Origin of the sequence: Lujinxingia vulgaris, assembly GCF_007997005.1 — a bacterium.
Lineage (GTDB): Bacteria > Myxococcota_A > Bradymonadia > Bradymonadales > Bradymonadaceae > Lujinxingia.
On the sequence record NZ_VOSL01000025.1, the window covers coordinates 175,520 to 201,881 of the forward strand.

The 26,362-nt window shown below is 64.5% G+C and carries 21 protein-coding genes; 12 read left to right on the top strand and 9 right to left on the bottom strand.

The genetic code is table 11. The features are described 5' to 3' along the window. Positions 1 to 142 precede the first annotated feature (142 nt). On the bottom strand, positions 143 to 2,524 hold the full coding sequence (locus FRC96_RS06365) for an efflux RND transporter permease subunit (protein ID WP_146973667.1): 2,382 nt from the start codon (positions 2,522 to 2,524) through the stop codon (positions 143 to 145). Positions 2,525 to 2,662: 138 nt separating this feature from the next. Here FRC96_RS06365 and ruvX point away from each other — a divergent pair, with 138 nt between their 5' ends. Both ruvX and mltG read left to right on the top strand, forming a co-directional pair. After that, positions 2,663 to 3,115, top strand: a complete 453-nt coding sequence (gene ruvX, locus FRC96_RS06370; protein WP_146973668.1) for a Holliday junction resolvase RuvX — start codon at positions 2,663 to 2,665, stop codon at positions 3,113 to 3,115. A gap of 25 nt (positions 3,116 to 3,140) precedes the next feature. After that, the gene (gene mltG, locus FRC96_RS06375) at positions 3,141 to 4,232 is read left to right on the top strand and encodes an endolytic transglycosylase MltG (RefSeq protein WP_230469941.1); all 1,092 of its coding nucleotides are present in this window, start codon (positions 3,141 to 3,143) and stop codon (positions 4,230 to 4,232) included. Positions 4,233 to 4,307: 75 nt separating this feature from the next. Here mltG and FRC96_RS06380 read toward each other — a convergent pair whose 3' ends face one another. Further along, entirely contained in the window at positions 4,308 to 4,859 is a 552-nt protein-coding gene (locus FRC96_RS06380) for an AgmX/PglI C-terminal domain-containing protein (protein ID WP_146973670.1), read from the bottom strand. A gap of 144 nt (positions 4,860 to 5,003) precedes the next feature. Here FRC96_RS06380 and FRC96_RS06385 point away from each other — a divergent pair, with 144 nt between their 5' ends. Then, a complete protein-coding gene (locus FRC96_RS06385) occupies positions 5,004 to 6,551 on the top strand; it encodes a sigma-54 interaction domain-containing protein (RefSeq protein ID WP_146973671.1) in 1,548 nt (515 codons plus the stop codon). Then, positions 6,523 to 7,902, top strand: a complete 1,380-nt coding sequence (locus FRC96_RS06390; protein WP_146973672.1) for a BamA/TamA family outer membrane protein — start codon at positions 6,523 to 6,525, stop codon at positions 7,900 to 7,902. The genes FRC96_RS06385 and FRC96_RS06390 overlap by 29 nt, the downstream gene beginning before the upstream one ends. Positions 7,903 to 7,914: 12 nt before the next feature. Here FRC96_RS06390 and FRC96_RS06395 read toward each other — a convergent pair whose 3' ends face one another. Then, entirely contained in the window at positions 7,915 to 10,134 is a 2,220-nt protein-coding gene (locus FRC96_RS06395) for a transglycosylase SLT domain-containing protein (protein WP_146973673.1), read from the bottom strand. A 70-nt stretch (positions 10,135 to 10,204) separates the two neighbouring features. After that, positions 10,205 to 10,780, bottom strand: a complete 576-nt coding sequence (locus FRC96_RS06400) for a hypothetical protein (protein ID WP_146973674.1) — start codon at positions 10,778 to 10,780, stop codon at positions 10,205 to 10,207. Positions 10,781 to 10,951: 171 nt separating this feature from the next. On the opposite strand from FRC96_RS06400, the gene FRC96_RS06405 reads away from it, so the two are divergent. From FRC96_RS06405 to FRC96_RS06430, 6 genes are all read left to right on the top strand, one after another. After that, positions 10,952 to 11,500, top strand: a complete 549-nt coding sequence (locus FRC96_RS06405) for a hypothetical protein (protein ID WP_146973675.1) — start codon at positions 10,952 to 10,954, stop codon at positions 11,498 to 11,500. A gap of 201 nt (positions 11,501 to 11,701) precedes the next feature. Further along, entirely contained in the window at positions 11,702 to 13,480 is a 1,779-nt protein-coding gene (locus FRC96_RS06410) for a DUF4198 domain-containing protein (RefSeq protein WP_146973676.1), read from the top strand. Between the two features lie 219 nt (positions 13,481 to 13,699). Further along, entirely contained in the window at positions 13,700 to 14,482 is a 783-nt protein-coding gene (locus FRC96_RS06415; protein ID WP_146973677.1) for a Stp1/IreP family PP2C-type Ser/Thr phosphatase, read from the top strand. A 45-nt stretch (positions 14,483 to 14,527) separates the two neighbouring features. Continuing rightward, positions 14,528 to 15,733 (top strand): DNA-processing protein DprA, encoded by a 1,206-nt coding sequence (locus tag FRC96_RS06420; RefSeq protein WP_146973678.1) that lies wholly within the window; start codon positions 14,528 to 14,530, stop codon positions 15,731 to 15,733. 96 nt (positions 15,734 to 15,829) lie between these two features. Then, positions 15,830 to 16,969, top strand: coding sequence for a pyridoxal-phosphate-dependent aminotransferase family protein (locus FRC96_RS06425; protein ID WP_230469942.1), 1,140 nt, complete (start codon positions 15,830 to 15,832; stop codon positions 16,967 to 16,969). Positions 16,970 to 17,074: 105 nt separating this feature from the next. After that, the gene (locus FRC96_RS06430; protein ID WP_146973680.1) at positions 17,075 to 17,707 is read left to right on the top strand and encodes a hypothetical protein; all 633 of its coding nucleotides are present in this window, start codon (positions 17,075 to 17,077) and stop codon (positions 17,705 to 17,707) included. Between the two features lie 4 nt (positions 17,708 to 17,711). Here the strand turns inward: FRC96_RS06430 and FRC96_RS06435 are convergent, their stop codons facing one another. From FRC96_RS06435 to FRC96_RS06445, 3 genes are read right to left on the bottom strand one after another with little or no spacing between them, the layout of a single operon-like run. After that, complete coding sequence (locus FRC96_RS06435) at positions 17,712 to 18,461, bottom strand: peptidylprolyl isomerase (RefSeq protein WP_146973681.1); 750 nt, start codon at positions 18,459 to 18,461, stop codon at positions 17,712 to 17,714. Next, positions 18,458 to 19,237: a hypothetical protein gene (locus tag FRC96_RS06440; protein WP_146973682.1), complete on the bottom strand. Its 780-nt coding sequence runs from the start codon at positions 19,235 to 19,237 to the stop codon at positions 18,458 to 18,460. The genes FRC96_RS06435 and FRC96_RS06440 overlap by 4 nt, the downstream gene beginning before the upstream one ends. Continuing rightward, positions 19,227 to 19,865 carry a hypothetical protein gene (locus FRC96_RS06445; RefSeq protein WP_146973683.1) on the bottom strand — a complete coding sequence of 213 codons (639 nt, stop codon included), beginning with the start codon at positions 19,863 to 19,865 and terminating at the stop codon, positions 19,227 to 19,229. Before FRC96_RS06445 ends, FRC96_RS06440 begins: the two co-directional genes overlap by 11 nt. A 210-nt stretch (positions 19,866 to 20,075) precedes the next feature. Here FRC96_RS06445 and FRC96_RS06450 point away from each other — a divergent pair, with 210 nt between their 5' ends. Together FRC96_RS06450 and FRC96_RS06455 are read left to right on the top strand one after the other, a co-directional pair. Next, complete coding sequence (locus FRC96_RS06450) at positions 20,076 to 23,846, top strand: sigma 54-interacting transcriptional regulator (protein WP_146973684.1); 3,771 nt, start codon at positions 20,076 to 20,078, stop codon at positions 23,844 to 23,846. 4 nt (positions 23,847 to 23,850) lie between these two features. Beyond that, on the top strand, positions 23,851 to 24,675 hold the full coding sequence (locus FRC96_RS06455; RefSeq protein ID WP_146973685.1) for a hypothetical protein: 825 nt from the start codon (positions 23,851 to 23,853) through the stop codon (positions 24,673 to 24,675). Between the two features lie 76 nt (positions 24,676 to 24,751). On the opposite strand, the gene meaB is transcribed toward FRC96_RS06455, so the two are convergent. Together meaB and FRC96_RS06465 are read right to left on the bottom strand one after the other, a co-directional pair. After that, a complete protein-coding gene (meaB, locus tag FRC96_RS06460; protein WP_146973686.1) occupies positions 24,752 to 25,717 on the bottom strand; it encodes a methylmalonyl Co-A mutase-associated GTPase MeaB in 966 nt (321 codons plus the stop codon). Next, a partial coding sequence (locus tag FRC96_RS06465) for an acyl-CoA dehydrogenase family protein (RefSeq protein ID WP_283808889.1) occupies positions 25,717 to 26,362 on the bottom strand: 646 nt, incomplete at its 5' end. The genes FRC96_RS06465 and meaB, both read right to left, overlap by 1 nt.

A 26,362-nucleotide genomic window follows, 5' to 3' on the forward strand; every position in this document is an offset into this window, starting at 1 on the left:
CGGTGAGGAGGGGGCGTTTGCACGCCCCTGAAGAGAGCACCGCGGGCCATGGAGCAGGGCGTCGACGAGGGTTTTCCGTCGTCTGCGTTTGTCGCCGGCCCGCGGTGCGTTTCCTTTTGGGGGCGTCAGCGTTACGTGCGGGTTAGGTCGTTGTGATGAGCTGCTTTCGTACTTTTAGAGGAAAACGGCTGAGCACCAGGTAGAGGAGCACCGGGAGGATGACCAGGTCTGCGACGAGTGCGCCGGCGATGGTCATGGCGGTGAGGAGACCAAATTGTTGGGTGGGGACGAAGTCGCTCAGGGTGAGCACGCTCAAGCCGATGAGCAGCAGGACGCTGGTCAGCAGGATGGCGCGGCCCGCGCCGAAGTAGGTGTTGAGGATGGCGTCTTTGAGGGAGTCGGTCTGAGGGAGCTCTTCGATGAAGCGGGCGAAGAAGTGGATGGAGTCATCGACGGCGATGCCCAGGCTGATGGCGAAGATGATGATGGTGGTGGTGTTGATGTTGATGCCGGTCCATCCCATGTAGCCCAGGGTCATCAGCAGGGGGAGGGCGTTGGGTAGCAGGCTGATGATGCCGATTTTGATGGAGCGGAAGACCAGCGTCATGAGCAGGAAGATGAGTGCAAGTGCCAGAAAGATGCTGACGATGAGGTCACGGATAAAGGAGTCGAGCGCGGCGGAGGCCACGTAGGCATCTCCGGTGAGGCGGTAGGAGATGTTGGTCTCGGGGGGGAAGAGATCTTCGAGGTTGGCGTGGAGTTCTCTGGCGAGCTTGAGGTTGGCCTTGGCGCCGGCGTCCCGAACACGGAGGAGAATGCGAGCGTTACGGAAGTCGCTGGTGACGAAGGCGTGAATGCCTGAGCGTGAGTCGGGAGCGTCGGCGATGAGCAGGAGAAGCTGTTCGACCTGCTCGGGGGTTTCGGGCAGGAGGTCGCGCTGCTCGGGGTCGCCGGTGATCGCGGCGCGGGCAGCGCCGAGGTAGTCGAGCGGGGATTCGGTGCTGAGAACGATGCTGTGGAGGGCCGCCGATTGTTGAAGGATGGCGATGCGGGTGAGGACGTCGGGGTCTTTGAAGCGGTCGCGCTCTGGGGACTCCAGGCTGATTTCAATGGGGAGGATGCCGCTTAAGTCTTCTTCGAGGGTCTGGGTGGAGATGTAGGTGGGGTGATCTTCGGAGAAGACCTCAAGGATCTTGGTGTCGATGACGACGTGGGCGGCCTGGGCGATGAGGGCGCCGCTGGCGAGCAGTGAGACGGTGAGCACCGTCCAGGGGCGGGCGAGCAGTGCTTCGCCGGCGCGCATTAGGAGGCGCTCCAGGGTGGGGATGTGGCGGGGGGCGTCGGGAGTTTCCGGTGAGGTGTGGATACGGCGCGCGGGGCGCATAAAGCTCAGGCCGGCAGGCAGGAAGAGGATGGTGGCCAGGTAGGCGAGCATCACCCCGCAGGCGGCCTGCCAGCCGAAGTTGCGCAGGATGGTGGTCTCAGCGCTGAAGAGGCTCAAGAAGCCGATGGCGGTGGTGCCGGTGGTGAGCAGGCAGGCCACGCCGGTGTGGCGGATCATCTGGCGGATGGCCTCGGAGTGGGGGCGCCCGGCTTCGACTTCTTCGGCCTGCCGGGTGAGCATATGGATGCTGTCGGAGATGCCGATGACGAAGATCAGAGTGGGGAGCACGTTGTTGATGATGTTGATGGGGTAGTCGGTGAGCACGAGCATCGCCAGGGTGGTCAGAAGGGCGATGAGCACGGTGCCCAGCGGCAGGATGACGCCACCGGGGGAGCGAAAGAGGAAGATGAGGACGAGCAGGTAGATGAAGGCAGTAAGCGGCACGAAGATCAGCTGCTCTTGCCGCAGGTTGTCCACGATCTCGACGCGGAGCGGGGGGACACCTGCCAGGGTGGCGGTGGTATCGGGGGGGAGCTCGTACATGGCGAGTCGCTCGGCGACGCGCTCGTTGAGGGTGCGTAGATCGTTGACGTCCTGGAATCGGGTGTCGATGCGAGCGGCGACGATAGCGCTGGAGGCGTCGAGGCTTATCAGGCGGCCGGCGATGAGGGGTTCATGGAGGACAAAGTCGCCGAGCTCTCGGGCCTGGTCCGCGCTGACCGCAGGCGCCTGAAAGGGGGAGGGGGCGCTGGCGAGCTGGTTGGAGAGATCGCCCAGGAAGGGCTCGGCGCTGAGGCTGTCAGGGCGAGGGGTGGCGACGGTGGCGAGCGATTGAGCGTCGACGATGTCTTCGACGCGGCGAAGTTCGTAGGTAAGATCACGGATGAAGGAGACCACCGATGGGGCGAGCACGTCGGGGGCCTCAATGAGGACGATGATCAGGTTGTCTTCGCGGCCGAAGCGCTCGGCGAAGGTCTCGCGGTAGGAGGCGTCGTCGCCGCGACCTTCAAAGAGTTGCTGGGGGGTAAAATTGAAGTTGATAGCGGGAGCGAGCGCCAGGCTGGCAAGGGTTAACAAGGCGAAGGTGAAGACGATGGCCAGGCGGTGCTTTAAGACGAGCGTGGCGAGTCGATCGAACATGGGGTAAGTCCCGGTCAGGAGCGCGCGGTGGCGAGAGGGAGGGGGAAGGCAGACGCCGGGGCGAAGATTACTACCGTGGGGCCGGGGTCAACAACCGGGCCGCGAGGCGGTGATGATGAGACGACTCGAGGAGTGACGATGTTAACAGGGCGCATGTTAGGGGTAGACGTGGGGACGCGGCGGGTGGGCGTGGCCGCCAGCGATCCGCTCGGCACGATGGCGATGCCGGTGGAGACGATCGAGGTGCGCCGGGTGACGGGGGCGGCGCAGCGCCTGGTTGAGCTTGTGGCGCAGTACGAGGCCGGGGTGGTTGTGGTCGGTTGGCCGCTGGATATGAGGGGGAGAGAGGGGGTCGCCGTCGATCGGGTGCGCACGTTTATGGGGGCGTTTGAGAAGGCGCTGGTTCGGGAGGGACGTCAGGTTGAGGTGGTGCGCTGGGATGAGCGGCTGACGACGACGGCAGCGGAGCGAAGTTTGATCAAAGCGGATGTCTCGCGTCAGCGGCGAAAAGAGGCGATCGACCAGGTGGCGGCGTGCCATATTCTGCAAGGCTATATGGACCGCCTGCGGATCGAGGCGGAGCGAGGGTGAGGCGATGAGCGCGGCGAGTCGAAAGGTGAAGAAGGCGAAGCGTGGAGGCGGGGGATGGGGGCGGTTCTGGCGCTGGGTTGCGGCGCTGGCCGGCGCTGCGCTCGTAGTGGTCGGGGCGGCGGCAGCGGGCATCTACGCCCACTACCAGCAGGTGATCGCTCGCCCCGTCCTCGACGAAGGGGAGACGCGCACGCTGGTGATCCCGGAGGGGACGGCGTGGCCCGGGGTTGTAAGTCGGGTAGCGGATGCGGGGCTTGTGGAGCCGGCGCATTATTTTGATGTGTGGGGGCGTCGAAGCGGTCTGGCTCATGAGGCGAAGGCGGGCACGTTTCATCTGGCCGGTCCGATGAGCCTGGAAGAGCTTGCGGCGGTTGTGCGGCGTGGCGGGTTGGCCGAGGAGGTGGCGGTGACCATCCCGGAGGGGTGGACAATCTTTCACATTGCTGACCGCATTGAAGCGATCGGTCTTGCGAGCCGCTCGGAGTTTCTGGAGAAGGCGCGGGACCCGGTGTTGCTGGAGGAACTCGGGATCGAGGGGGAGAGCGTGGAGGGGTATCTCTTCCCGGACACGTACCGCTTTCATCAGGGGGCGTCGGCCGAGGCGGTGATTCGACGCTTACACGCCCGGTGGGAAGAGGTGATCAGGCCGCTGGTGGACATGCACCGCCCGGCGTTGGAGGCGCTGGCGTCCACGTACGATTTTGATCTTCACGATGTGGTGATCATGGCTTCATTGGTGGAGCGGGAGACCGGGGTTAAGAGTGAGCGCGAGCGGGTGGCGCGGGTGTTTTATAACCGACTCGATCGCGGGATGCGCCTGCAGACCGATCCGACGTGCGTGTACGGGGCGGAGACGTATCGGGAGGTTCCGCACCCGCGCTACTGTCACGATAAGCTCAACCGCTACTCCACTTACGTGATCGATGGGTTGACTCCGGGGCCCATTGCCAACCCGGGTCAGGCGTCGATTCTGGCGGCGCTCAAGCCCAGTGAGGATCCCGACGATCTGGCGTTTCTGTATTTTGTGGCGCGGCGGGACGGGCAGGGAGGGCACCACTTCTCAAAGACCTATCAGGAGCATCGCGAGGCGATCCGCAAGTACCTGCTGGGCAAGTAAGCGTGATGCGAGACGCCGAGGAGGCGCAGATGGTTCGGGCCGGGTGGCGCCCCGGCCCGAGGGAGGTGCGCGCGCTCAGCCCGGCTCGGCGCGGAAGGGGAGGAAGAGCGCTTCGAAGCGAACCACCGAAATCTGAGAGGTCTCCGGGGCGGGAAAACGCCACTTCTTAAGCTCGCCGGTAACGCAATCGGCCAGCGCCTCGCTGTTGGTGTAGTTGTCACGGGTGACGGCGGCGATCACTTCACCGGTGGAGCCGGAGACGGTGAACTGCAGGGAAAGCTCCCCGCGGACATCGGGGGTTTTATCCAGGACGCGCTGGTAGCAGCGCTGGAAGGCGGAGCGTTCGTTGGTGATGCGAGTGCGGACGCTGCCCTCATCGATCTTGCCCTGGAACTGCAGGGTGTCGGTGATCGGGTAGGCCATCGCGTAGACCTCATCGCCGGGGGCTTCCGCTGAGGAGGGCTGGGTGGCGACGGGGCTGCTCAGATTGAGCCGCTCGAGCCCGTCGGCGCTCTGGGAGAGGTAGAGGTAGAGGCCGCCGGCGCCGGTCATAACCCCGAGGGTTCCACAGAAGATCGCGATGAGGATGACAACCAGAGGGCCGCAGCCCGAGGACGAGGTGCTCATAGATGGCTCGATGCGAAGCGTTAAGAGGGAAGGGCCAGCGCTCAGATGCAGGGTATTCCACGGTCGTCGCCTTTGTTATAGTCGCGACGAAGCCGACACAAGAGCATTTGATGGGCGAACGAACACCCGAGGCAAGTGGCCGAGATGAGTAGCATCGTAGACTGGAACGCGTTGAGTCTCAACGCAGCGGTGAGGGAGCTTGCGGCGCTGCTGGGGGAGAACCTGCAGGTGCGCGTGGTGCTTGTCAGTGGATCTGGCGAGGTGGTGGAGCTGGGAGGTAGCGCACGTAGGGAGGCCACGCTCTTCGATGTGTTCGCGGATACCCGGGGACGCTGGGGCAGTGAGACGGAGCGGGTGACCTACGCGCAGACGGTGCGAAGCTGGGTCGGAGCGTGTCAGGAAGCCGAGGCGGATGTCGAGCGAGTCGTGGTCGATAGCGCGCCGGGGTTTCGCGCCCATCTCTATCCGTTGCGCTATCAGGGGGATCGCGCCGCGGTGGTCTGTGCCGGGTTTGTCAACGCCGAGAGCGCGGCCGGGGCGTTGGAGTCGATTCGAGCGGTGCTTCCGCAGCATGTGCTTGAGGCGATCGAAGGAGGAGAAGGGCCGCGGGTGCCGCAACTTGGCCGAGACGATCGGCGCTGGATGGACCGCATCGGCGAGCGCATCGCCCGGGTGATGACCGGCGCGCTAAGCGATGAGCGGGCGCCAACCTACGAGCCCGGAGCGCAGCGTTTTGCGGGCATGCTGGGGGGCAGCGATTCGATGACGCGCCTCTTTGGTCAGATCGAGCGTGTGGCCCGGACCAACTCCACCATTTTGGTGACCGGCGAGAACGGAACCGGCAAAGAGCTGGTGGCGCGGGCGGTGCATCGGCATAGCCGGCGTCGCGACGAGGCGTTTGTGGCTGTGAACTGCGCGGCGATCCCCGGTGACCTGATCGCCAGCGAGCTGTTTGGGCACGTCAAAGGTGCGTTCTCCGGGGCACATCGGGACCGCGCGGGGCTGTTTGAGGCGGCCAACCACGGCACCCTTCTGCTCGACGAGATCGGTGATATGGACCCGATGCTGCAAACGAAGTTGCTGCGGGTGCTCCAGGAGGGAACCTTTCTACGTGTGGGCGACAACCAGGTCCGGAAGGTCGACGTGAGGGTGATCTGCGCAACAAACTGTGATCTGGAGGCGATGGTCGCCCGTGGGCAGTTCCGTCAGGATCTCTACTACCGCATTCGCGTGATCGAGCTAAAGATCCCCGCGTTGAGGGAGCGAGGTGATGATATCGAGCTGCTGGCGCGCCACTTTCTGAGCGCGACGGCCAAGCGTCATGGTCGCGGCGTGAAGCGATTCAGTGAGAGCTGCATGACCTACCTGCGGCGCTACAAATGGCCGGGTAATGTGCGTGAGCTGGAGAACGAGATCGAGCGCCTGGCGATCCTCTCGGGTGATGAGGAGGTGATCGACGAGACCTGGTTGAGCCGCCGCATTGTCGGGGAGGTGGAGGCGACCCCGGTGGTTGACCTCAAAGGGTACAACCTGCCCGAGGCGATGGAGCTGCTTGAGAGGCAGATGATCGTGGAGGGGCTCGAGCGCACCGGCTGGAACAAGACCCAGGCCGCCAAAGACCTGGGGATCTCTCGCCGAAACTTGATACGCAAGGTTGCTCAGTATGCGTTGGAAGAAGACCGGAATGCTTAAAGGGCGAGCTTCACAACGCGTGGCTGCTCTCCTGGCGCTGGTCTGTATGGCCTTCGGCGGTCAGGTCCAGGCGCAGGTTCAGGAGGGCGGGGAGGTCGCTTCAGGCGGGGAGTATCGGGTTGATGCGATCGTGATCGAGGGGCTGCTGCGCACACGCCGTTCGGTCATCGAGCAGGAGTTGCTCTTCGGGGAGGGCGATCGCATCAACCAGGCCCAGCTCGATGAGAGCGTGCAGCGCCTGCGCAACACCGGGTTGTTTCGGGCGGTAAGCGTCGACGTGGTCGACACCACCGTTGCCGCAGTGGGGGGCGTGAACGGGTATGTGGAGTCGGGGCGGCTGCTACGGGTGCGGGTCGATGAGCGTTGGACCCTGCTGCCGAACTTTCGTTTTGGGCGAGGGGGGAACGATGTTGAGTTGATGGTGGGGCTGCAAGACGCCAACCTCTTCGGGAGCTACTTGCAGCTGGGAGGAAGCTTTCACCGGCTCGCCGGCGTCAACTCGTACTCATTGTGGTTTCGAGATCCTCGTTTTCTGGCGCGTCGCCAGGCGTTTTTCGTCGAAGGTTCGCTGGGAAACCGCGTCGATGCGGTCTACGACCTGGAGGGCAACCTCACAGGCGGCTATTCGCTCTCGAGACGATATTTCGGGAGCTCTCTGGAGCGGGAGTGGCGTCGTTGGTTGAAGACCGGGGCCTACCTCTCATTCTCCGATGATACGTTCAGCTACAGCCGCATTGGCGCCACTCGCCGGGCTGCGCAAGAGGCCCGGGGCGGGTTGCCCGAGGCGATGCAGACGTTGACGCTGGGTGTGTCCACGTCGTTCGGGCGGCTCGACCGCGACAGTTACTTGCGAGATGGCACCCTGTTGACCTTAAGGTTCAACCAGAGCTTTCACTTCGGGGGGGAGCAGGACCGCTCCCATCGTCTCGAGGCAAGTCTGCTCAAGTTCTGGACGTTGCCCTGGCGCTCGAATGTGGGTGTGAGGGCGATTCTGGGGTTTAGCGACGTTGAGGCTGAGCATTTGCAGTTCAGCGCCGGTGGGTTGAGCGGTCTGCGGGGCACGGTCAATATGCGCTACCGCGGTCAGAACTACTGGCTGCTCAACGCGGAGTACCGCATCCCCTCGCTCGACCACCGATGGCTCGTGTTGCAGCACGTCGCCTTTGTGGACGCGGTGGGCGTGACCCCTTACCCCGATCAGATCCTGGGTGCCACCGCGCTGACCACCGGCATCGGTGTGCGACTTCTTTCGCCGAAGATTTACGGGTTGATTGTGCGCGTGGACTATGCGTTTCCGGTGGCCGGGGCCGATGGCCCCGGGCTGAGCTTCGGGGCCGGGCAGGTGTTTTGAGTCGTATCAGGGTCAGCGCGCCGGGAGGGCGATGCGCGCGTCGAGCTCCGTCTCGCCCTGAAGCCACTGGTATGCGGCGTAAGTTCCGATGACGCGCTTGGAGTAGTCGCGAGTCTCTAAGAAGGGGATGTCTTCGACCCAGAGGGCGATCTCGTCGTTTGGCTGGCGGCGAAGCCAACCGCCAATGCGACCCGCGCCGGCGTTGTAGGCGGCAGCCATCAAGACCGGGTGGCCGTCGAGACGATCGGCCAGGGTGAAGAGGTGGTCGACGCCAACGCGGATGTTGACCTCCGCGGTTTTCAACTTCTCGGGGGTGGCGCGGCCTTCGATGTCGCGGTCGTGGTCAAGGGCGGTCGCCGGCATCAGCTGCATCAGGCCGTGGGCACCCGCCCAGGAGACGATGTCTTCGATGAAGCTGGACTCCTCGCGCATGATCGAGGCAGGGAAGCCCGGATGAAGGTTGATGTCCGGGGCCTGTGCACGCTCGGCCTCAACGGCCTCGGCGATGGTCGTCTGGAACGGGTTTGGCCAGGCGACATGCCAGCGCGTGACTCGCCCTTCCCGCGGCAGCGCCCAGGGGCGCCCGGGGATGGAGCGCCGCGCGATGTTGTGACTCAAGGGGAAGCGCTTCGCTTTGTGGCAGAGTGCGGCGAGGCGCCAGCGTTGGGATTCCGAGGGCGTGATGTGTTGCTGACGCGCGCGCTCATATTCGCAGGCGCCTTCAAAATGATGGGCGGCGGCGAGGGTCGCAGCGCCCGATCCCACATAGTCATCTTCAAACCAGGCGACGCGGGTATCTTCCGCGTCCGGGGAGAGGGGCTCGGGCGTCAGATCCATTTCCAGCAAGCGAAGGTGCGCCAGGTAGCCGTAAAAGCTAAAGGGATACATGACCCATGCGCGCTGAAGGTAGCGCTCGGCGAGGGCGGGGCGGCTGAGCTGGCGGTAGGCCTGGCCGACGAAGTACTCGAGACGTCCCTGACTGAAATACTGAGCGTCGCGCTCCGGGAGGTTGAGGGTCGTAACCGCGTTGGCAAATGCCTCAAACTCTCCGCTTCGATAGAGATCTTCGTGGGTCTCCCACACCAACTCATGGACCATATCGCCGTCCGGGTAGTCCCGAAGGGCGCGCTGAAGAAATTGAAGTTCTTCTTGAGGTTTGCCCTGCTGGCGAGCAACACGCGCCAGGTAAAAGAGCGCGTCATCGGCATGGGAGCGCTCGGGATAATCTTCAAGAAGTTGTTGAAAGAATTGTCTGGCGTCGTCGAGGCGTCCGCGGTGATAGTTGCGGTTGCCGACGGCGTAGAGCGAGCGAACACGCTCGTCTTCGTTGGCGTCGTCGGTACATGCCTCGACGACCTCGCGGTACAGGGCTTCGGCGCGTTCGGGCTGGCGGAGTCGAAAGAGCGTGCGTGCCAGGCGGAAGTCGGCGCGGCAGCGGTCATGGGCATCAAGCGCGCTCCTATCGATAGCGTCGAGTTGGGTGCGGGCATCCTCAAAGCGGACCGCCGAGAAGAGTCGGTCCGCGCGCTCGCGTCGAGCATCTGAAGAGGGAGATACGTCGAGCTCTTCGAAAGCGTAGTCGAGTGCCGGATCGATGCAGTGGGCGAAGGCCTGATCCGCCAGCGCTTGACGCGCGTCGGTGGGCGCCGCGTCGAAGAGCATCGTGACGAGCCAGGGACAGACCTCCTCGGGATCATCGTGTCGCAACATCGCGGCGGTGCTCTCTGCGGAGGGCAGGCCGTCGCGTTCGGTCTGGATGCGTACGAGGGAGAAGGCGCCTCCGCTGAAACCTTCCTCAAGGGCGTTGGTGGCGAGCACCTCGTCGATCAGGGTGCTGTCGACGCCCAGGTTGAGCTGGGCGCGAGCGGCCTGAGTCCAGAGGAAGTCCTGGAGTTCTCCGCCGATGCGCGCGGCCTGCGCGTAGTGTTGAGCCGCCTGGTGCCAGTCTTCGGCGCGCTCGAAGGCATAGGCCGCTTTGACCAGCCAGGGCTGGCGTTTCTCCGGGCTCGCAAGCGATGCGGCATGCGCCGTGAAGTGGGTGGCGGCGTTGAGGTAATCGGCCTGCGCCTGGGCTTTGAGGCCGTCCTGGCAGGTTTCGACAGCGCACTCCACGGGGGGCAAGTTGGTGTCGATGAGATCGTCGCCTGGTGGCGTGGGCTCTCCCCAGACGGTCGAGGCCCACAGAGACGTGCCGAGGGTCAGACAAAACGAAGAGATGCGCGCGAAGGTCATCGTGTGCTCGGCGTAAGAGATACAATGTGAAAGGTTGATTGGGACGTCTGGTGTGGCGTCCCGGTGCAGCCTAAAAGATGACGCCGTTGGTGCGCCAGGCCAGCCCCAGGAGCGCAGCGTGTTCGTGGGCTCTCGGTTGGTCGGGGCCCGTGCGCAGCGTCGTCCAGGTGCGACGGTACGTGGCCGTGAGCCACAGGCCCTGGCCGCGGTTGGCCCGGGTAATCGGAAGATCGAACCCTGCGCCGATGCTTCCGGCGAAACCAAAGGCTGTGCCCTCGTCGAGGCCCGTCGCCAGCTGGGGACCGACCCCGAGCTCCAGATGCAGCGAGGCCAGGAAGTGGCTGAGGAGTCCTTCGCTGAGCAGGGTCAGGTAGAGCGGATGGATGTTGAGCGCCAGATGCAGCGCATGGACCGGGCCGGGCCCGGAGTCGCCGAGTGGGGAGAGCCGGTAGGCCAGGCGCGTGTCGCCCAGATAAAGCGGAAAGGAGGTGCGAAACGCCACCTCGCCGCCCAGGCTGCTGCGGAGCGCCGAGGTGCTGCTGTTGATCGAGCCGCGCAGGCTCCATTCCGAAAAGGAGCCGTTAAAGGGGCGATCGCCTTCGTCTAAGGCGGGCTCCTCCTGGGCAGAGAGGGGGGCGCCGGCCAAAAGGACCAGCGCAACGAAGAGAGCCGCCAGCGCCCGTCGAGGCGCGGAGGGTTGTCGTGAGCCAGGATTCATTTTAAGTTGCGCTGGTGTAAGGGTGTACTTTAGCATCAGCGGCCAAATGAATTGCCGCCATATCGCGGCGAATTCTGGCATACGAACATGAGGGAGTAAATGTTTCTTCGGACACACAAAGGCATCGCGCTGGTCGCGTTGGCCTCGCTTAGCCAGATGGCCTGTTACAATACCTACACCATCAGCAACCAGGAGCTCGCCAAGCTGGAGAGCTCGGTGGAGCCGGTGGAAGTTGTGGAGGTAAACGCGGATTGCCAGCCGACCGGTTCAGCCTCGCTTGAGGGGATGGATGGCCAGGCGCTTGCGCAGGCCGCCGCAGAGCCGGGTGTGGAAGAGACGGCGACCGACGCGGGCGCCCAGAACCCCAACTGCATCGTGGTGCCGGTCTCGACCGTCAACGCGCTGACCGTGCTGACGACCGACGGCTCGCGCGAGCGCGTCACGCCCTTCAACTTCGTCATGGACGACGTGCAGCTCGTCTCGCCGGAGTACGACCTGCTCATTGAGCTCGATAACGTCGACGGGGCGGAGGTGCGCGAGTTCAGCACCTGGAAGACCGTGGCGACGATCGCCGGGGTGAGTCTGGTGGCGGTGGGCACGTTCGTGGGCATCAGTCTGCTGGCGCCCGAAGAGCGAGGCTTCCAGTAACGCTTCGTGGCTGCGCGACGCGCAGCGTGGAGCGGGGAAAAAAGAGAGCTCGATCACGTGATGTGGTCGGGCTTTTTTGCGTGGTGTTGAAACCGGTGTGGCGTTGATCTTCGAGTAGGTGAGTGTTAGTTTGAGAGGCCATTCTATGTGATTGAAATGCCTCAAATTCATTCCACGACGTACCGGTCGAGGGAGACTCTGATGAACGTGTCGAGACGCTGGTTCAGCCTTGCAGGCCTATGTCTGTCTATCATGCTCGTTGCGGCGTGCGGTGAGCCCGGGTTGTCTGCGGGCAACGGTGATCCTCAAGACGAGAATTACGACGGGCCCCGCGCCACGGACCGCTACTTTATGGTGCCGGCTGGCGAGTCGACGATCTGGGGTGAGGTCACCGGGGAAGTGGAGGTCAAGGTCTTTGTCTACGACCGCTTCTCCGGCGAGCCGGCCGCAGGGCAGGAGGTCACCTTTGAAGTGATGGGGACCCAGGCCAACCCGCCGCATCTGCAAGCACGCGCGGCGGTGACCGATGAGGCGGGCGCGGCGAAGGTGCGCGCTTACTTCGGGGTGGATGCCGGAAGTTGGACGGTTCGCGCCGATCACGCCTACGCCAACGCGGTGAACTTCACGCTGGAGTCCACGCCGGTGGAGACCGGAGCGCTGCGCGTGCGTGTGGAGAATAGCGCTCCGACGATCATGCGTCTGGGCAATATCGACGTGAAGGTCTACCGCGAGGATGTTCTCAACTGCGACTATTTCAGCCCCTATGGCCAGAACGGTGTGACCCCGCTGACCGAGGGCAATGTTTCGTTTGCCGGCGAGTCGATCGATTTTGAGGGGTTGGGAACGCGCAATCGCTATGTCGTCACGGCGGTGGCGCGCGGGGAGCGGGGGCAGATTGCCGCCGGAGGGTGCGTCAACGCGCTCTCGGTCTCGGCCGATACGACCTCCGAGGTGGAGCTGCTTTTGCAGCTTGTGCCGCTCAACCCGGTCGGGCGCTATGACGTGGTGAGCTTCTGGGACTTCACCGAGGCGATCGCGGACAGCGGAGCTGCGGGTGCGGTGATCGTGCGCGTGCTCAACGTGTTCGAGAACCCGGGGCAGGCGATCTACGACGAGATTATCAATCTGATCGATGGCCTCGTCGGCGGTATCATCAGCGCGGCGATCGATACCTTTCTGGACCTCACGAACCTTGATCAGGCCTTCCAGAACATGATCGACTCGTTCATTGAGGATAACGCCGTGCTGCGTCAGATCCGCGACGCCGGTCGTGATCTTCGCGATGTGGTCGCAAACCTCCAGGTGCACAGTGAGCTCTCCATTGGCAAACTCGACTCCAATTACACCTTCAGCGGGCAGGACAACTGGATCGGGCTGACCTTGTACTGGCGTTGGGATTGCGCGGAGAACGCGCCTGCAGACTGCGGTGCGATTGAGCTTGTGCCGGAGGCCGACGGGCAGTTTGCCGAGCTGGGGCTGCTCAGCTCCAACTGGACCGGTCAGGTCGTCGCCTACGATCAGCTGCAGATCAACCGTCACCCGGTGAGCCTGCGCTACGGGCGGCTTATCATCTATGTGCTTAACGATGTGATTCTGCCGCGCCTGACCGATGGCAACGCCACGAGCATGTCGGAGGCCTTCGCCTACTGGATCGGATGTGATGACCTTGCCAACAGCATCATTCCCAATGGTGAAGTGTGCGCGGCCGACTATTGCCTGCAGGCCAGCACTGTGGCGAACTTCTGCGACAGCGCGGTGAGTACGATCTTCAGCTTCGCGGATATGATGGTGCGCGGGCTGGAGTTTGATATGGGCCTTCAACTCGGCGGAAGCGGGCGGCTGATCGAGGAAGACAGCGACGGGCTCGTCGACCGCATTGAAGAAGGCCTCTTCGACGGTTTTGTTCAGGCCAGCGACGGCGGCCAGTCCTCGCCCTTCACCGCGACGTTCAGCGGTGTACACCGCCTCTCCGGGGAATAATGTGCAGAAGTCGGGGGGAAAGTTGCCACGCGGCGCATGAAGCCGTACAACATGTTGCGCGGTGTGAAAGAAGTGAACCGTGGCGAGCGTTTAGAGCCAGGACGACGTGGGCGCAGAGGGTGCCCGAAGTCGCCGAGAAGCGCGGGAGTCACGACCCTGACTGTAGTTGGACTCGGGTCGAATTCACCGCGTGATCCAGCGACCATGGAAGGAAGGTAGATGAAGCTAATCTGTGCCGGGATTACAGACGTCGGCTGCTCACGTGAGCATAACGAAGATGACTTTTATCTCTCTGATGGGGATGAGGCGCTTTGCATCGTCGCCGATGGGATGGGAGGGCATCGCTCCGGAGAGGTCGCCAGCGCGATGGCGATCAAGGCGATCGTGGAGTACTACCGGGAGACGATGCCGGAGCAGGTCAACGGCTACCGCGGTGAGCAGGCCGGTGAGGGCGATGGAGCTCGCGATCTGGATGAGCTTCGAATTCACGAGGCGCTCAAGATGGCGAACCGCGCGGTGTTCCAGGCCGCCGAGTCCGACGAGGCCTATGAAGGGATGGGAACCACGATCGTCTCGGCCTACTTTACCGAAGACGGCGTCTACCTTGCTCACATCGGAGACTCGCGGGCGTACCTCTTTCGTGACGGGACGCTCGAGCAGGTGACCCACGATCACTCCCTGGCGAACGAGTACGTTCGGATGGGCATCCTGGCCAAAGAGGATGTGGAGTTTTTTCCCTATAAGAACGTGATCACCCGGGCCTGCGGTCTGACCGATGAAGTCGAGATCGATGTGCAGTTTCATGCGATGCAGCCGGGCGATATGTTCATTTTCTGCTCGGACGGACTCTCGGATATGGTGCCCGATCGCGAGCTGGTGCAGTTGTTGGATAAGGACGAAGAGCTCGAAGTTCTCTGCCAGCGCCTGGTCGATCAGGCCAATGAGAACGGCGGGTCGGACAATATTACGATCATCTTAGCGCGTGTGGTCGACGAGGTTTGAGCGCGCGACGGCGCCCGGGGTAGGGGGCGCCTCTTCGGGGGCATTATGACCGACAATTCGGGGAGTAGGGCGTGGTCGTTGCTGAGCGCGGAGGAACGAGGTGCGCGCGCAGCGCTTGGCTGGGCAGGAGGGCTTCGCGCGCGAGATATTGCGGCGATCGCCGAGGTGAGCCAGGACGATGTCACCGGATGGTGGCGCGCCGGGGCGGGGCTCAGTGATGAACTCTCGGCTCGCTTGCGCGCGGGGGCGCGGCGGCGAATCGAAGAGCTGGAAATGGGGCCCGCTGAGGCGATCGAGCGCATGGCGCTGTGGACGGGGACGACCGTGTTGCGTGGTGAGCCCGGGTACCCTGGCGGGCTGGAAGCGTTGCGCGACCCACCGCTCTATCTTCGGATGATGGGGGATATCGGGGTGCTCTCCAGGGGAGCGATCGCCGTTGTGGGATCTCGTCGGTTGCGGCCGCGCGATACGCCGGTTTCGAGGATGCTTGTGGAGACGATCGCGGCCGGAGGACGCGTGGTGGTCAGCGGCGGTGCGCTCGGGGCCGACGCGCTTGCCCATGACGTGGCGCTTGAGAAGGGGGGGCCGACGGTCGTGGTGTTGCCGGGATGTCTTGAGGAGCCAACCCCGGCGGCGCATCGCGACCTCTTTAAGCGGGTGGTCGATGCGGGAGGTGCGCTCGTGAGCGAGTATCCGCCCGGGCAGTCGGTGCGCGCGTACCATTTCGCGCGGCGCAACGAACTGATCGCCGCGATGTCGCAGGGGGTGCTCGTGCTGCGCTCAGGGCGAAAGGGCGGGACGATGTTGACGGTGGAGGCTGCCGAGAGGATCGGGCGCCCCATCGCTGCGGTCCCCGGTGAGCCTGATGATGAGCTGTGTCGCGGGTGCTTTGATGCCATCGGGCGAGGGGCGTCTCTTGTAGCCGATGCCGAGGATCTGCGTGTATGGCTGGGCGCGCCTGAGCCTCGGAAGCGTGCCGTATCGCGCTCGTCGGAGGCCGCGCGGTCTTCGGGGCAAGCTCAACTTCCCCGGCTGGCGCCGCTGCCCGCGCAGCTCAGCGATGAGGCGCGCGCGCTCTTTGAGGGGGCGCGCCAGCTTGTCGGCGATGATGTCAGCGTGTCGGTCGATGCGCTGGCGGCCGAACTTGTGTGGCCGATGCCGCGTCTGCTCGGCGCGCTGCTGGAATTGGAGTTGTGTGGTGCTGTGCAGAAGTTACCCGGCTCGGAGCGAGTTCGTCTTCTCTGTGCGTGAATGCGAAGACGTTTGCGGATGACACGACCCTTGATAGCGACCTCGACCCCTGCGATAAGTCACCACGATGATGTTCGGCCCTGTTGAGGTGAGATGATGGCTGGAAAACGACATTTGCTGGCTCCCGGTCCTACACCGGTTCCCGAGGCGGCGCGTCTGGCGATGGCGCGCGAGCTGATTCACCACCGTGGACCTGCGTTCAAGGCGGTCTTCGAAGAGGTTCAAAGTGGGCTGGGCTGGAGCTTTGAGACCGATGCCGATGTGCTCAGCTTGACCTGCAGCGGGACCGGCGCGTTTGAAGCGGCGATGATCAACTTCACACGTCGAGACTCCACGATCGTTGCCATCGGGGGAGGCAAATTTGGCGAGCGCTGGGCCGAGGTGGGGCGAGCCTACGGGATGAAGGTCGTCGAGGTGGCCGTCCCCTGGGGGGAGAGCGTCAGCCCGGATGTTCTGGCGGAGGTGCTTAAGACGACGCCGGAGGTGGCGATGGTGACGGTCTCGGCCAGCGAGACGTCGACGGGCGCCTGGCATCCGGTGGAAGCGGTGGCCAGGGTTGTGCGTGAGCATTCCCAGGCGCTCTTCGCAGTCGACGGCATCACGGCGGTGGGCGTGCAGCCCATCCCGATGGACGCGTGGAACATCGACGTGTTGGTCAGCGGTTCGCAGAAGGCCTTCGGGGTGCCTCCCGGCCTGGCGTTTGTCGCGGCGAATGAGCGGGCCTGGGAGCGCTACGCCGAGAGTGACCATCCCCGTTACTACTTCGATCTGGGCCGTGAGCGCGACGCTCAGCAGCGTCAGCAGACCGCGTTTACGCCGGCCATCTCGGTGGTGCTCGCTCTTCAAGAGGCTCTGAAGTTGATGAGGGAGGAGGGGAGAGAGGCGCTCTTTGCACGCCATCAGCGTAACGCCCGGGCGGCCCGAGCCGGAGTTGAAGCGCTGGGGTTGCGCCTCTTTGCCGAGCATCCAGCCAACTCGGTGACCGCTGCGCTCGTCCCTGACGAGGTGTCGGCCAAAGCCGTGGTGCGACAGATGCGCGATACCTACGGTGTGACGATTGCCGGCGGACAAGGCGACTACGCGGATCGCCTCGTGCGAATTGGCCACATCGGTTTTTTTGAGGGCAGTGATATGCTTGTGGCCATGAGTGCGCTGGAGCGCGCGCTCGCGGATCAAGGGCTTGATGTCGATTTTGGTCGCGGGGTTGGGGCTGCGCAGCGCGTCCTCAGCGCGTGAACCTGGTCCCCCGGGTGTCCAGATCTGAGTTTTGTGATGGCGCCCGCCGACGGGTTTGGCCCGCACGGAAGACCCGGCTCAGGGGCCGACGTACATGGAGATACCATGGCAAAGAAGCAACAGCATGCAGACGAGCGCTCGCGCGAAGAGTCGTCGGACTCCGGAGAGACGGTGATGGAGGACGAGCATCTCTATGAGAATTGGGATGAGCTCTCCGCCGATGCCGAAGACGTCTCCCGCCTGGGCAGAGCGCTGGAGGGACTGCTCCCGGACATTGTGAAGCGCGGGCTGGGAGGGCTGGTCAGCGAAGATGGCATCCGCTCGGTGGTGACGGACAAACGTCTCCCACGTGAGGCGGCGAGCTTCATCGCAACCCAGGTGGATGCGACCAAGCGCGAGGCGTTGCGGATCGTGTCGAAGGAGGTGCGTCTCTTCCTGGAAAACGTCGACCTGGGCGGCGAGCTGACCAAAATCCTGACAAGCGTCAGTTTTGAGGTGCGCACTCAGGTGCGTTTTGTTCCGAATGACGCGGCAGTCAAGCCCAGCGTGCGCAATAAGGTCAGCGTCAAGCGCGAGCGCGGAGAGGATGAGGGCGGCGAAGAGGAGGTTGTCGAGGAGAGCGAGGAGGAGCGCTCCCGTGCGCGGGGTGGCCGGCGATGGAGTCGGCTGCGGGGACGCGGCTCAGAGGAGCGCGGCTCAGAGGAGCGCGACGACGCGTCGGATTCGGACGACGCCTGAACGTCTAATCGGCGCGACGCTCAATGATGACCCGGAGAAGTTGTACGTCTTCCGTCGGACGGTTCTCCGGATCCGTGGGGATGTGTGAGATGGCGCGAACCGTCTCCAGGTCCGCGCAGCGCCCGAACACGGTGTGGCGATCATCGAGGTGGGGTGCGGCGACCTCTGTAATAAAGAACTGACTGCCGCCACTGTCTGGCCCGAGGTTTGCCATGCTCAGGGTGCCCGGGCGGTCGTGGCGAAGCTCCGGGTCAAACTCATCGGGGATGACGTATCCCGGGCCCCCGTAGCCGGTGCCGGTCGGGTCTCCGCCCTGAATCAGAAAGCCCGGGATGACGCGATGAAAGCGTTGTCCGTCATAAAAGGGGAGGCCGGTGACGGAGCGGTCCGTGTGTGGATCGACATGGGCTTTAAGGCCGCGGGCAAGCCCCACGAAGTTGGCCACGGTCAGAGGCGCGCGCTCCTCGAAAAGCTCACATGTGATGCTGCCCTGGGTCGTCTCCAGAATCGCCACAAGTTGGCCCCGAGCAGGCAGATCACGTGTGTAGCGGAGTGCGTCGTCGGGCGTAGGTGGCGTCTGCGCACTCTCCGCCGGGTCGGGCGGAAGCTCTGTTTCAGAGCTCGCCGCAGCTGCCTCCCGGGTGGGTGGCGCCTCAGGAGGGGCCGTCACCGAGGGGCCGGCACACGCGCCCAGGGCCGAGCTCAACAGCAGGCCGGCCAGGGCACGAGAGGTTTGAGAGCGAAGTTCGGTCATTGCAGCGGCGTGCAGATGGCGGTGATGGAGTCGAGCATGCGTCCGGCGCGACCTTCCAGGCCGGTGACGACATGGCCAGGCGGACACTTCAGCGAGAAGTGGGTGCCTCCCCGGCCGCCGGCGCCGTCGAGCACCTGGCTGTTGGTACCGAGCTTGTAACGCGCGGTGGCCTCGTGGGCGCTGGGATCGGCGATATGCTGTCCCAGGCGTTCCAGAGCCAGATTGGAGAGGCGCTCGATCTCTTCGACGGTCAACTCACCGAGCGCGTCGGCGCTCTCCGCGATGACAGCTCGTTCTGCTTCAATGGCACGGTCGGCAACCTCCGCGCGGGTGACGCGGCTCGCGCTTGTGTCACTCTCCCCGGGCAAACCCGGCCGGGCGATCGTGATTCGGTCTCGCAAGAGCTCGCCCTCGCCGACGAGCACCACGCCCAGCCAACGTTGTCCGTCGACTTCGCGAGCACGCAGCGGCTCGTCGCTGCCCAGGGGGACCTGGTAGCGGCCCTCAATCACCGAGACATAGTGGCGCTCGGTCCACATGGGTTCGGCGGCCATGCCGTCGCGGTAGAGGTTGAACTCCAGGGGGAAGACGCCGCTGATCGGGGCGCCACTCTCATCCTGAAGCAGTCCGCGGTAGCGGATCTCGACGGCGTCGGGCAGCGCACGCCGAAGATTCTCATCTTCGGCGTGCGCGGTGGCGCCGGTCAGGAGTCCGGTGGCCATCAGCGCGGCCACCAGAATGTTGCGAGTAAGGATGGGAAGGCTTTCAGATCGCATCGAGGGGGTTCGCTACAAGTTTGATATTGATGGTGAGCTTGACGTTAGCAGTGCCGCGCGGGGGGAAGGGCTGGCCTTCCTCGATGCGCGGCTGGCTGGAGGGGATGGCCGCGAACTGCAGGCTCTTGAAGAGCTCGCTGGAGGCCTCGAGGTTCTCTTCGACAGCCGGAGCGCGCCCGCTGGCGTCTTCGCCGGCGGTGGTGGAGGGGATCGTCGTCAGCAGAATCGTCCCGTCATCCTCCGGGCTCGTCGCGTCGAGCGGTCCGACATAAATGTCGATGCTGGGCATCTCGAAGTTCAGGCTGTTGTCGGTGATCTCGTAGTCAATGCTGGTGATCTCGACCGAGCGAAGGCGCTGGCCGATGCCCTGGAGCTCATCGTTGCCGGAGGCTTCGACGATGTCGACAGCGATATCAAACTCGATCGGGTCGAGCTCCACGGCTTCGGGAGCCGGCTGAGGCTCGGCGTCGCAGTCGACATCGGTGGGGCAGAGGGCGTCGGCGTTCACCTCGAAGTCAAAGGGGATGCCTTCTTCGTAGGTGATCGTCGCGATCTCTTCATCAAGAAAGCCGCAGGCCAGCGAAGAGGCCCCGAGGGCGGCGATAAGGGTCAGGGTAGGGCGGGTCATGGTAAGCCTCTCAGGCAAGTCAGATGTTGAGCACAAAACGTAGCATGTTCATTCCTAGCAAGAAGCGCGTGTCGATCACAACAGCGAGGTGTTCGTCAGGCGCCAGGCCGCGAAAAAAGGCGCCGGTTTGGAGTTCAGGCTCGTCTGCGCTATACTTACAGGTCGAATTGGAATGAACCCCGCCGTATCGGGCGGGCGAGGAGCACTTAGATGCGTCGTGACGAGCAAGAATCGAATCCGCCCGAAGACGGGCAGGCTCTAAACGGAGACGCGCTGCTTGATGCCGGGCGTCAGAGCGTGGTGCGTTGTGCAGGCGTGAGTGAAGTTGCGCTGCGCCGCGACGAGGCGGGCATTCGAGAGAGCCTGGCGGCTCGCGGATGGGAGTACGTGGTCTGCGACGCCCGACAGGTCGAGCCCTGGCGTAGCGCCCTGCAGCAAGCGCTCGGGGCCTGGGCTCACGCCTGTGGCGAGGCGGCTCAGCTGGCAGATGTGGAGTCTCAGCTCGATACACTCTCTCTGCTCATGCGCATGCAGCCGGGCGATGGGGCCAGCGAGCGCCAGCGCATGGTGTGTGACGCTGTGGTCGGGGTGAGTGAGGCGTTGACCGAGTGTGCGCCGGCGGTGCTGATGGTGGTCGCCCCGGAGCGACTCACCGCGTTGGAGCGCGCCGGGTTGCGGGCGCTGATCTCGTACCACGTGCAACGTCCCATGGAGCTTCCCGGGAGCTCGGCGCGGCAGGTGGTAGTGGCGGTCGTGGGTGATGTTCGTTCGCTGGGCGACGATCTGGATGTGGTCGCCGTCGATATGAGCGGAAGCTCGCGCGAGCGAACCCAGCGTTTCCTACTGGACGACCGCGTGCTTGAGCGTGTGCTCGCCAGCACAGGGGGCTGTCCGGAGCGGCTGGAAGCCATGCTGGCGTCGATGCCCTCAAGCGCTGATGAGTTGGCGATGTTACGGGTCGAAAGGCTCTCGCCGACCGCGCGCAACCTCCTCGATGCGCTCTCTGTGGCGGGCCGCGAGCTGGAGTTGACCTTTCTTGACGGCATGATCGAAGGGGCGATGTCGGAGGCGTTGCGAGAGCTTCGCGATGCGGGGCTTGTGCACCGGAGGGTCGACGCCGGCAGCGTTCAGCTCAGTGTTGCGTCTTCCGAGGTTGGCGCCGCGGCGGTTGCTTCGCTCATGGAGCCTCGCCGTCAGCAGATTCACGCGGCGCTGGCGCAGCGCGCGCTGGCGTGCAGCTCGCATGGCGACTCCGGGTTTATCGCCCATCACGCCCTTGAGGCCGGTGACCGTGAATTAGGCGTGCGGTTCGGGCTTCCGGCGGCGCGTCAGATGATGCAATGGGGGCGCTGGGACGAAGCTGGCGACCTGGTGCAACGCCTGCTTGCCGAGGCGCTTGAGGAGGAGACCAAAGCCGAGGTTCACGAGCTCGGCGCGGCGCTGGCAGAGGCGCGTGGGGATTGGTTGGAGGCGGTCTCGCACTGCGGGCGTCTTCGGCGTTTTGCGCGAGAGCGCGAGGCGCGCGCGTCGCTGGAGATGCGCATCGCCGCGTTGCTTCTGCGGCTGGGTCGGCCGGAGCTCGCTCGGGATCGATACGGCGTGGCCGAGCGGCAGCTCGAAGTGTCAGATGCGTCGTCGCCGCAGACGAGCGTGTTGCGTCTGAGGTTGAAGCTGGGCCAGGGCGAAGTCGCCTACCAGCTTGGGGAGCATGAAGCCGCAGCGGCATGCGTCGCGTCGGTGCTGGAGACGGGGCAGACCCTGTCGCCCGAGCTTGTGGCCAGCGTGGTGGTGGGCGCGCACAGCCTGAACGGCAAGGTGAGCCTGTTTCGTGGTGACCTTGAGGGTGCCAGTCAGGCTTTTGCCAGGAGCGCGTCGCTGGCCGGTCAGCATAACCTGCCGGCAGAAGTCGCGCGGGCTGAGGCCAACCTGGGCGTGGTCGCCGTTCAGACGCGCGACTACGACGAGGCGGAGCGTCGCCTGCGGCGGGCGCTGGAGCAGTCGCAGGCGGGTCTTGCGAGTGTCTCGCGCCTGAATTGCTGGTTGAACCTGGGTATCGTGCATCAGCGCCGCAGTGAGTATGGCGAGGCGCTCTCCTGCTTTGAGCGCTCGCTGCGCGCGGCCCAGGCCGAGCGTCATGAGGTTGCGTTTGAGGTGGCATCGCACAACCTGGTGACCTTGCTCCAGGACCTCGGCGCGTTCGCGGCGGCCTGGGAGTTGGTTGAGCGTCTGGAGCAGCGCCCGGCGGTCTCCGGGCATTTTGCCGGGCGATGGTCGTCGATGCTTCGCGGCCAACTGCTTCTCGACCAGGGGCGGCTCGATGAGGCCGTCAGCGAGCTGGCACGAGCCGAAGACGAGCTCTCCGCGGCCCCTCGACTTTATGCCGTCGAGATGCGCCTGCGACGCGCCGAGGCGCTCATCGCGCTGGGGCAGCAGGAGCGCGCCCGCGAGGTGCTTGATGCGGCCAGCGCCGTGGAGGACGCGCAGAGTCAGGCGCTGCATCGAAAGGTCAGTGCGCTTCTTCTTGATGGCAAGGCTCGCGCTGAAGAGCTCCGCGATGTGATTGCGGAGTTGAGCGCTCTCGGGCTTTTCCGCGACGCGATGGATGCCAGCGTAGCCTGCGCGCAGGCCTTGGAGGAGGTTGGAGAGCACGATCGTGCGATGCTGGTCGTCGAGCGGGCGCTCTCCGATCTTCGTGAGCGCGCTCGGCGGGTCCCGGAGACCTTCCGCGCGGGCTTCTTTGAGGTTCCGGTCCATCGCCGCCTGGTCGAACTTTTTCAGAGCTTCGACGGTCAACTTCCCGACGACGTCATCGTGCCTGACGTGGACCGTGACACATCGAATGACCAGGCCACCAAAGGCGACCCGGCCTTTGATGCGTGGCGTGCGCGCTACGCTGAGATGGTGGGGCGCGATGCGCGCCTGATGCAGGTCTTCCGCTCCATTGATCGGGTGGGTCCGGGTGAGACGACGGTGCTGCTCAGCGGGGAGTCCGGGACCGGCAAAGAGCTCGCCGCAGCCGCGATTCACCGCCAGAGTCCACGGGCCTCTCGCCCCTTCGTGAAGGTTAACTGCGCGGCCTTTGTGGAGGAGCTGCTGCTCAGCGAGCTTTTCGGACACGAGAAGGGCGCGTTCACCGGGGCGATGCGCCAGAAAGAGGGGCTTTTTGAGGTTGCCGACGGCGGCACCCTCTTCCTCGACGAGATCGGCGACATCTCGGCCAAAACCCAGGTCGCGCTGCTGCGCGTGTTGCAGGAGGGCACCTTCGAGCGTGTCGGGGGCACCGAGACGCTCAGCGTGGACGTGCGCGTGGTCGCCGCCACCAACCGTGACCTGGAAGAGCTGGTGGGTCGGGGGCTCTTTCGCCTGGACCTCTATTACCGACTCAAAGGCTTTGTCATTGAGCTTCCGGCGCTGCGAGAGCGTCGCGAAGATATCCCGCTTCTGCTCGACCATTTCGCGTCGAAGTTCAGCAAAGACACGCCGGCGCCGAGCTTCGCGCCGGAGGTCGTGCAGTATCTGGCGCGCTACCGGTGGCGGGGCAACATACGCGAGTTGGAAAACTTCGTGCGTAGCGTGCTGCTCTTTGTCGAGGGCGGACGTGTGGAGATGCGTCACCTTGATGAGTTTGGCGACTTTTTTGCCAACTCGGAGGTCGATGAGACCCTCCCCGAGATCACCATCGCTCCGCGCGTCGAACAGAATACCTCAACCTCCGAAGTTGCGGAGAGGGTGGAGGTTGCGAACGCGGAGGTGTACGAGGACCCGGAGGAGGCGCTGATCGAACAGATTGTCGCCGACGGGCTCTCGTTGAGTCGGCTCAAGAAGCGGTTGGAACACGAGTGCATCAAACGTGCGTTGGAAGAGACCGGTGGTAACATCACGAAAGCGGCGGAGATTCTGCAGCTCAAACGTCCGCGCTTAAGTCAGATTATTAATGCGTCGCCGGAGCTTACGGCGCTGAAAGAACAGCTGGTAGGGTAAGGGTATGAAGAGACAACTTCTGGCAGCGTTGATGTTGAGCGGCGCGATCGCCTGCGGGGACGCCGCGCCCGATCCCTCAGATACGACCTCGGTGGTCGATGAGCGAAGTCAGGCGGCGGTGGTCACACCGGAGTTTCGGCTCAGCGGGATCGGGGAGCTTCCCGACGCGCTGATCTTGGAAGAGGTGGGCCTGACGATCACCGAGATTCGCCTGCAGCCGGTGAACGGCTCGGAGGTGGCCTACTCCACGACGCGCCCCTTCGGGCTGAACTTTGATCTTTCCGAGGGAGAGACGGCGATCCGCGGGCATGCCGTGGAGTTTCCTCAGACCGGTCGCTACCTGGTCAGCGTGCGCCTGGAGCCCTTGAGTCCCGATGAGCGCGATGAGCTCGTCACCGAGCAGGGCGCGGAGCTTCCGATGGGAAGTCTGGAGCTTAACGGGCTCGTGCAGTATGGCGAGGACACCATGGGGAAGGTCGGCGGAGAAGACGAGGACGGCAACCCGCTGCCGCTGCCCTTTGAGCGCACGCGCGTGTGGACGATCGACGAGAGCTGGACGCCCTTCCACTACGAGAGTCAGCGGGCGGTCTTTTTTGCGCTCTCGAACGTGGAGCTGGCCCCCGGCGAGCAAACCCTGGTCTTTAACTTCGACCTGAACCAGTGGGCGATCAGCGCGCTCGATCCGATTGTCAGCGCTGTGGAGTCCATCGGTTCTCAGGGGCGGCCTGGCGAGGTGATCGACATCAGCCCCTCGCTGGATGAGGCTGCCCTGGGCACCGAAGCGATGGTGCGCGCGGCGTCCGTCTCCACGATGCCCTCGGCCCTGTAAGCGCGTCAGAGCCGTGTGTGGGAGTGCATGACATGCGATGAGCCCCGGAGCGTTAGCTTCGGGGCTCATTTTCGTTTCAGGACGAGGTTTTGAGGATGGCCTCAAGCACCTGGTCGGCGGCGGCGTAGGGGTCAGTCTGCCCCTCCACCAGGGCGCTGGCCAGCGTTTTGATGAGGTGGGTTTGCGCGGCCTGATTGAGGCGGGCGTGAAGCTCGGTGCGAGCGATGAGCGCGATGAGGTGCTCAGCGCGCTCACGTCGGCGTTGGTCGATGGGGGCGGAGCCCTCCAGCCACTGGCGATGCTTCAAGATGGTCTCGACCAATGCCTCGACGCCCTGACCCTCGCTGGCCTGGGTGGCGCAGATCTGGGGGAACCAGCTCTCGGCGTCGCTGCGTGCCTGGCGGTGTAGCGCGAGCATCGCGCGGATCTCGCGCTGAAGGCGGGCGTGCCCGGCGACGTCGCTTTTGTTAAGCGCGAAGACGTCGGCGATCTCCATCAACCCGGCTTTGTCGGCCTGCACGTCGTCGCCCAGACCGGGGACCAAAACGACTACGCTGGTGTCGGCCAGGCGCACGATGTCGACCTCGTCCTGACCCACGCCGACGGTCTCGACGATGATCCAGTCAAAGCCCATCGCGTCGAGCACCTGAACCATCGCCGGGGTCGAGCGTGAGATGCCTCCGAGGTTGCCGCGGGTGGCCACCGACCGGATGAAGACGCCCGGGTCCATCGCGTGCTCTTGCATGCGCACGCGGTCGCCCAGGATGGCGCCTCCGGAGAAGGGGCTTGTGGGGTCGATGGCCACACAGCCTACGGTCTGGTCGAGGGCGCGAAGGCGGGCAATGAGGCGGTTGACCAGCGTCGATTTTCCCGAGCCCGGGTTGCCTGTGACGCCCAGGATGTAGGCGTTGCCGGTATGCGGGGAGAGGCGCGCCAGGACCTCGCGGGCGGCCGGGGCACCGTCGTCCACAAGGCGCATCAGGCGTGCGGCAGCGCGCGGCTCACGGTTGAGGATGCGCGTGGCGAGGTCGGAGGAGGTCATCAGCGCAGCTCCCAGAGGTCGAGGGTGGAGAGCTGGACCGCGTCGCGGAAGTGGCGCTCCACGGGGTATTCGCGGGTGTAGCCGTAGCCGCCGTGGATTTGCAGAGCTTCGTCGGCGACCTTAAAGGCGCATTCTTTTGCCAGGCGCAGCGCCAGGCGGCTGTCGCGTGGCGAGGCGGTCAGGCAGGCGCGGTGGGTGAGCTGGCGGGCGGCTTCGACCTCGGTGGCCATCGTCGCGAGCTTGAACTGAATGGCCTGGAAGCCGTGCAGCGGACGTTTGAACTGATGACGTTCATCGGCGTAGCTCAGCCCCAGACGCAGGGCGCCGGCGGCGATGCCGACGCCCACAGCGGCGAGCAGGGCGCCGGTGCGGACGTAGGCGTCGCGGTCGAGGGCGGCGTCGTCTATGAGAAGATCGATTTCGTCGGCGTCGCTCTCCGGCGCATGGGACAAGGCGCGCAGGCCGATCGTCTCCGAGCAACCCTGACCTCCGAGCTCCGAGAGCACCCAGCGGGCGCTCCCCCCGCTGAGCTCACGGCTTACCCGATGGGTCGCGCCGGCCGGCGCCAGGCTGGCGGTGGCAGCGACGCCGCCGGCGCTCTCCGCCTGCCAGCTGACGCCGACAAGCGAGGTGCCCGCGGCCACC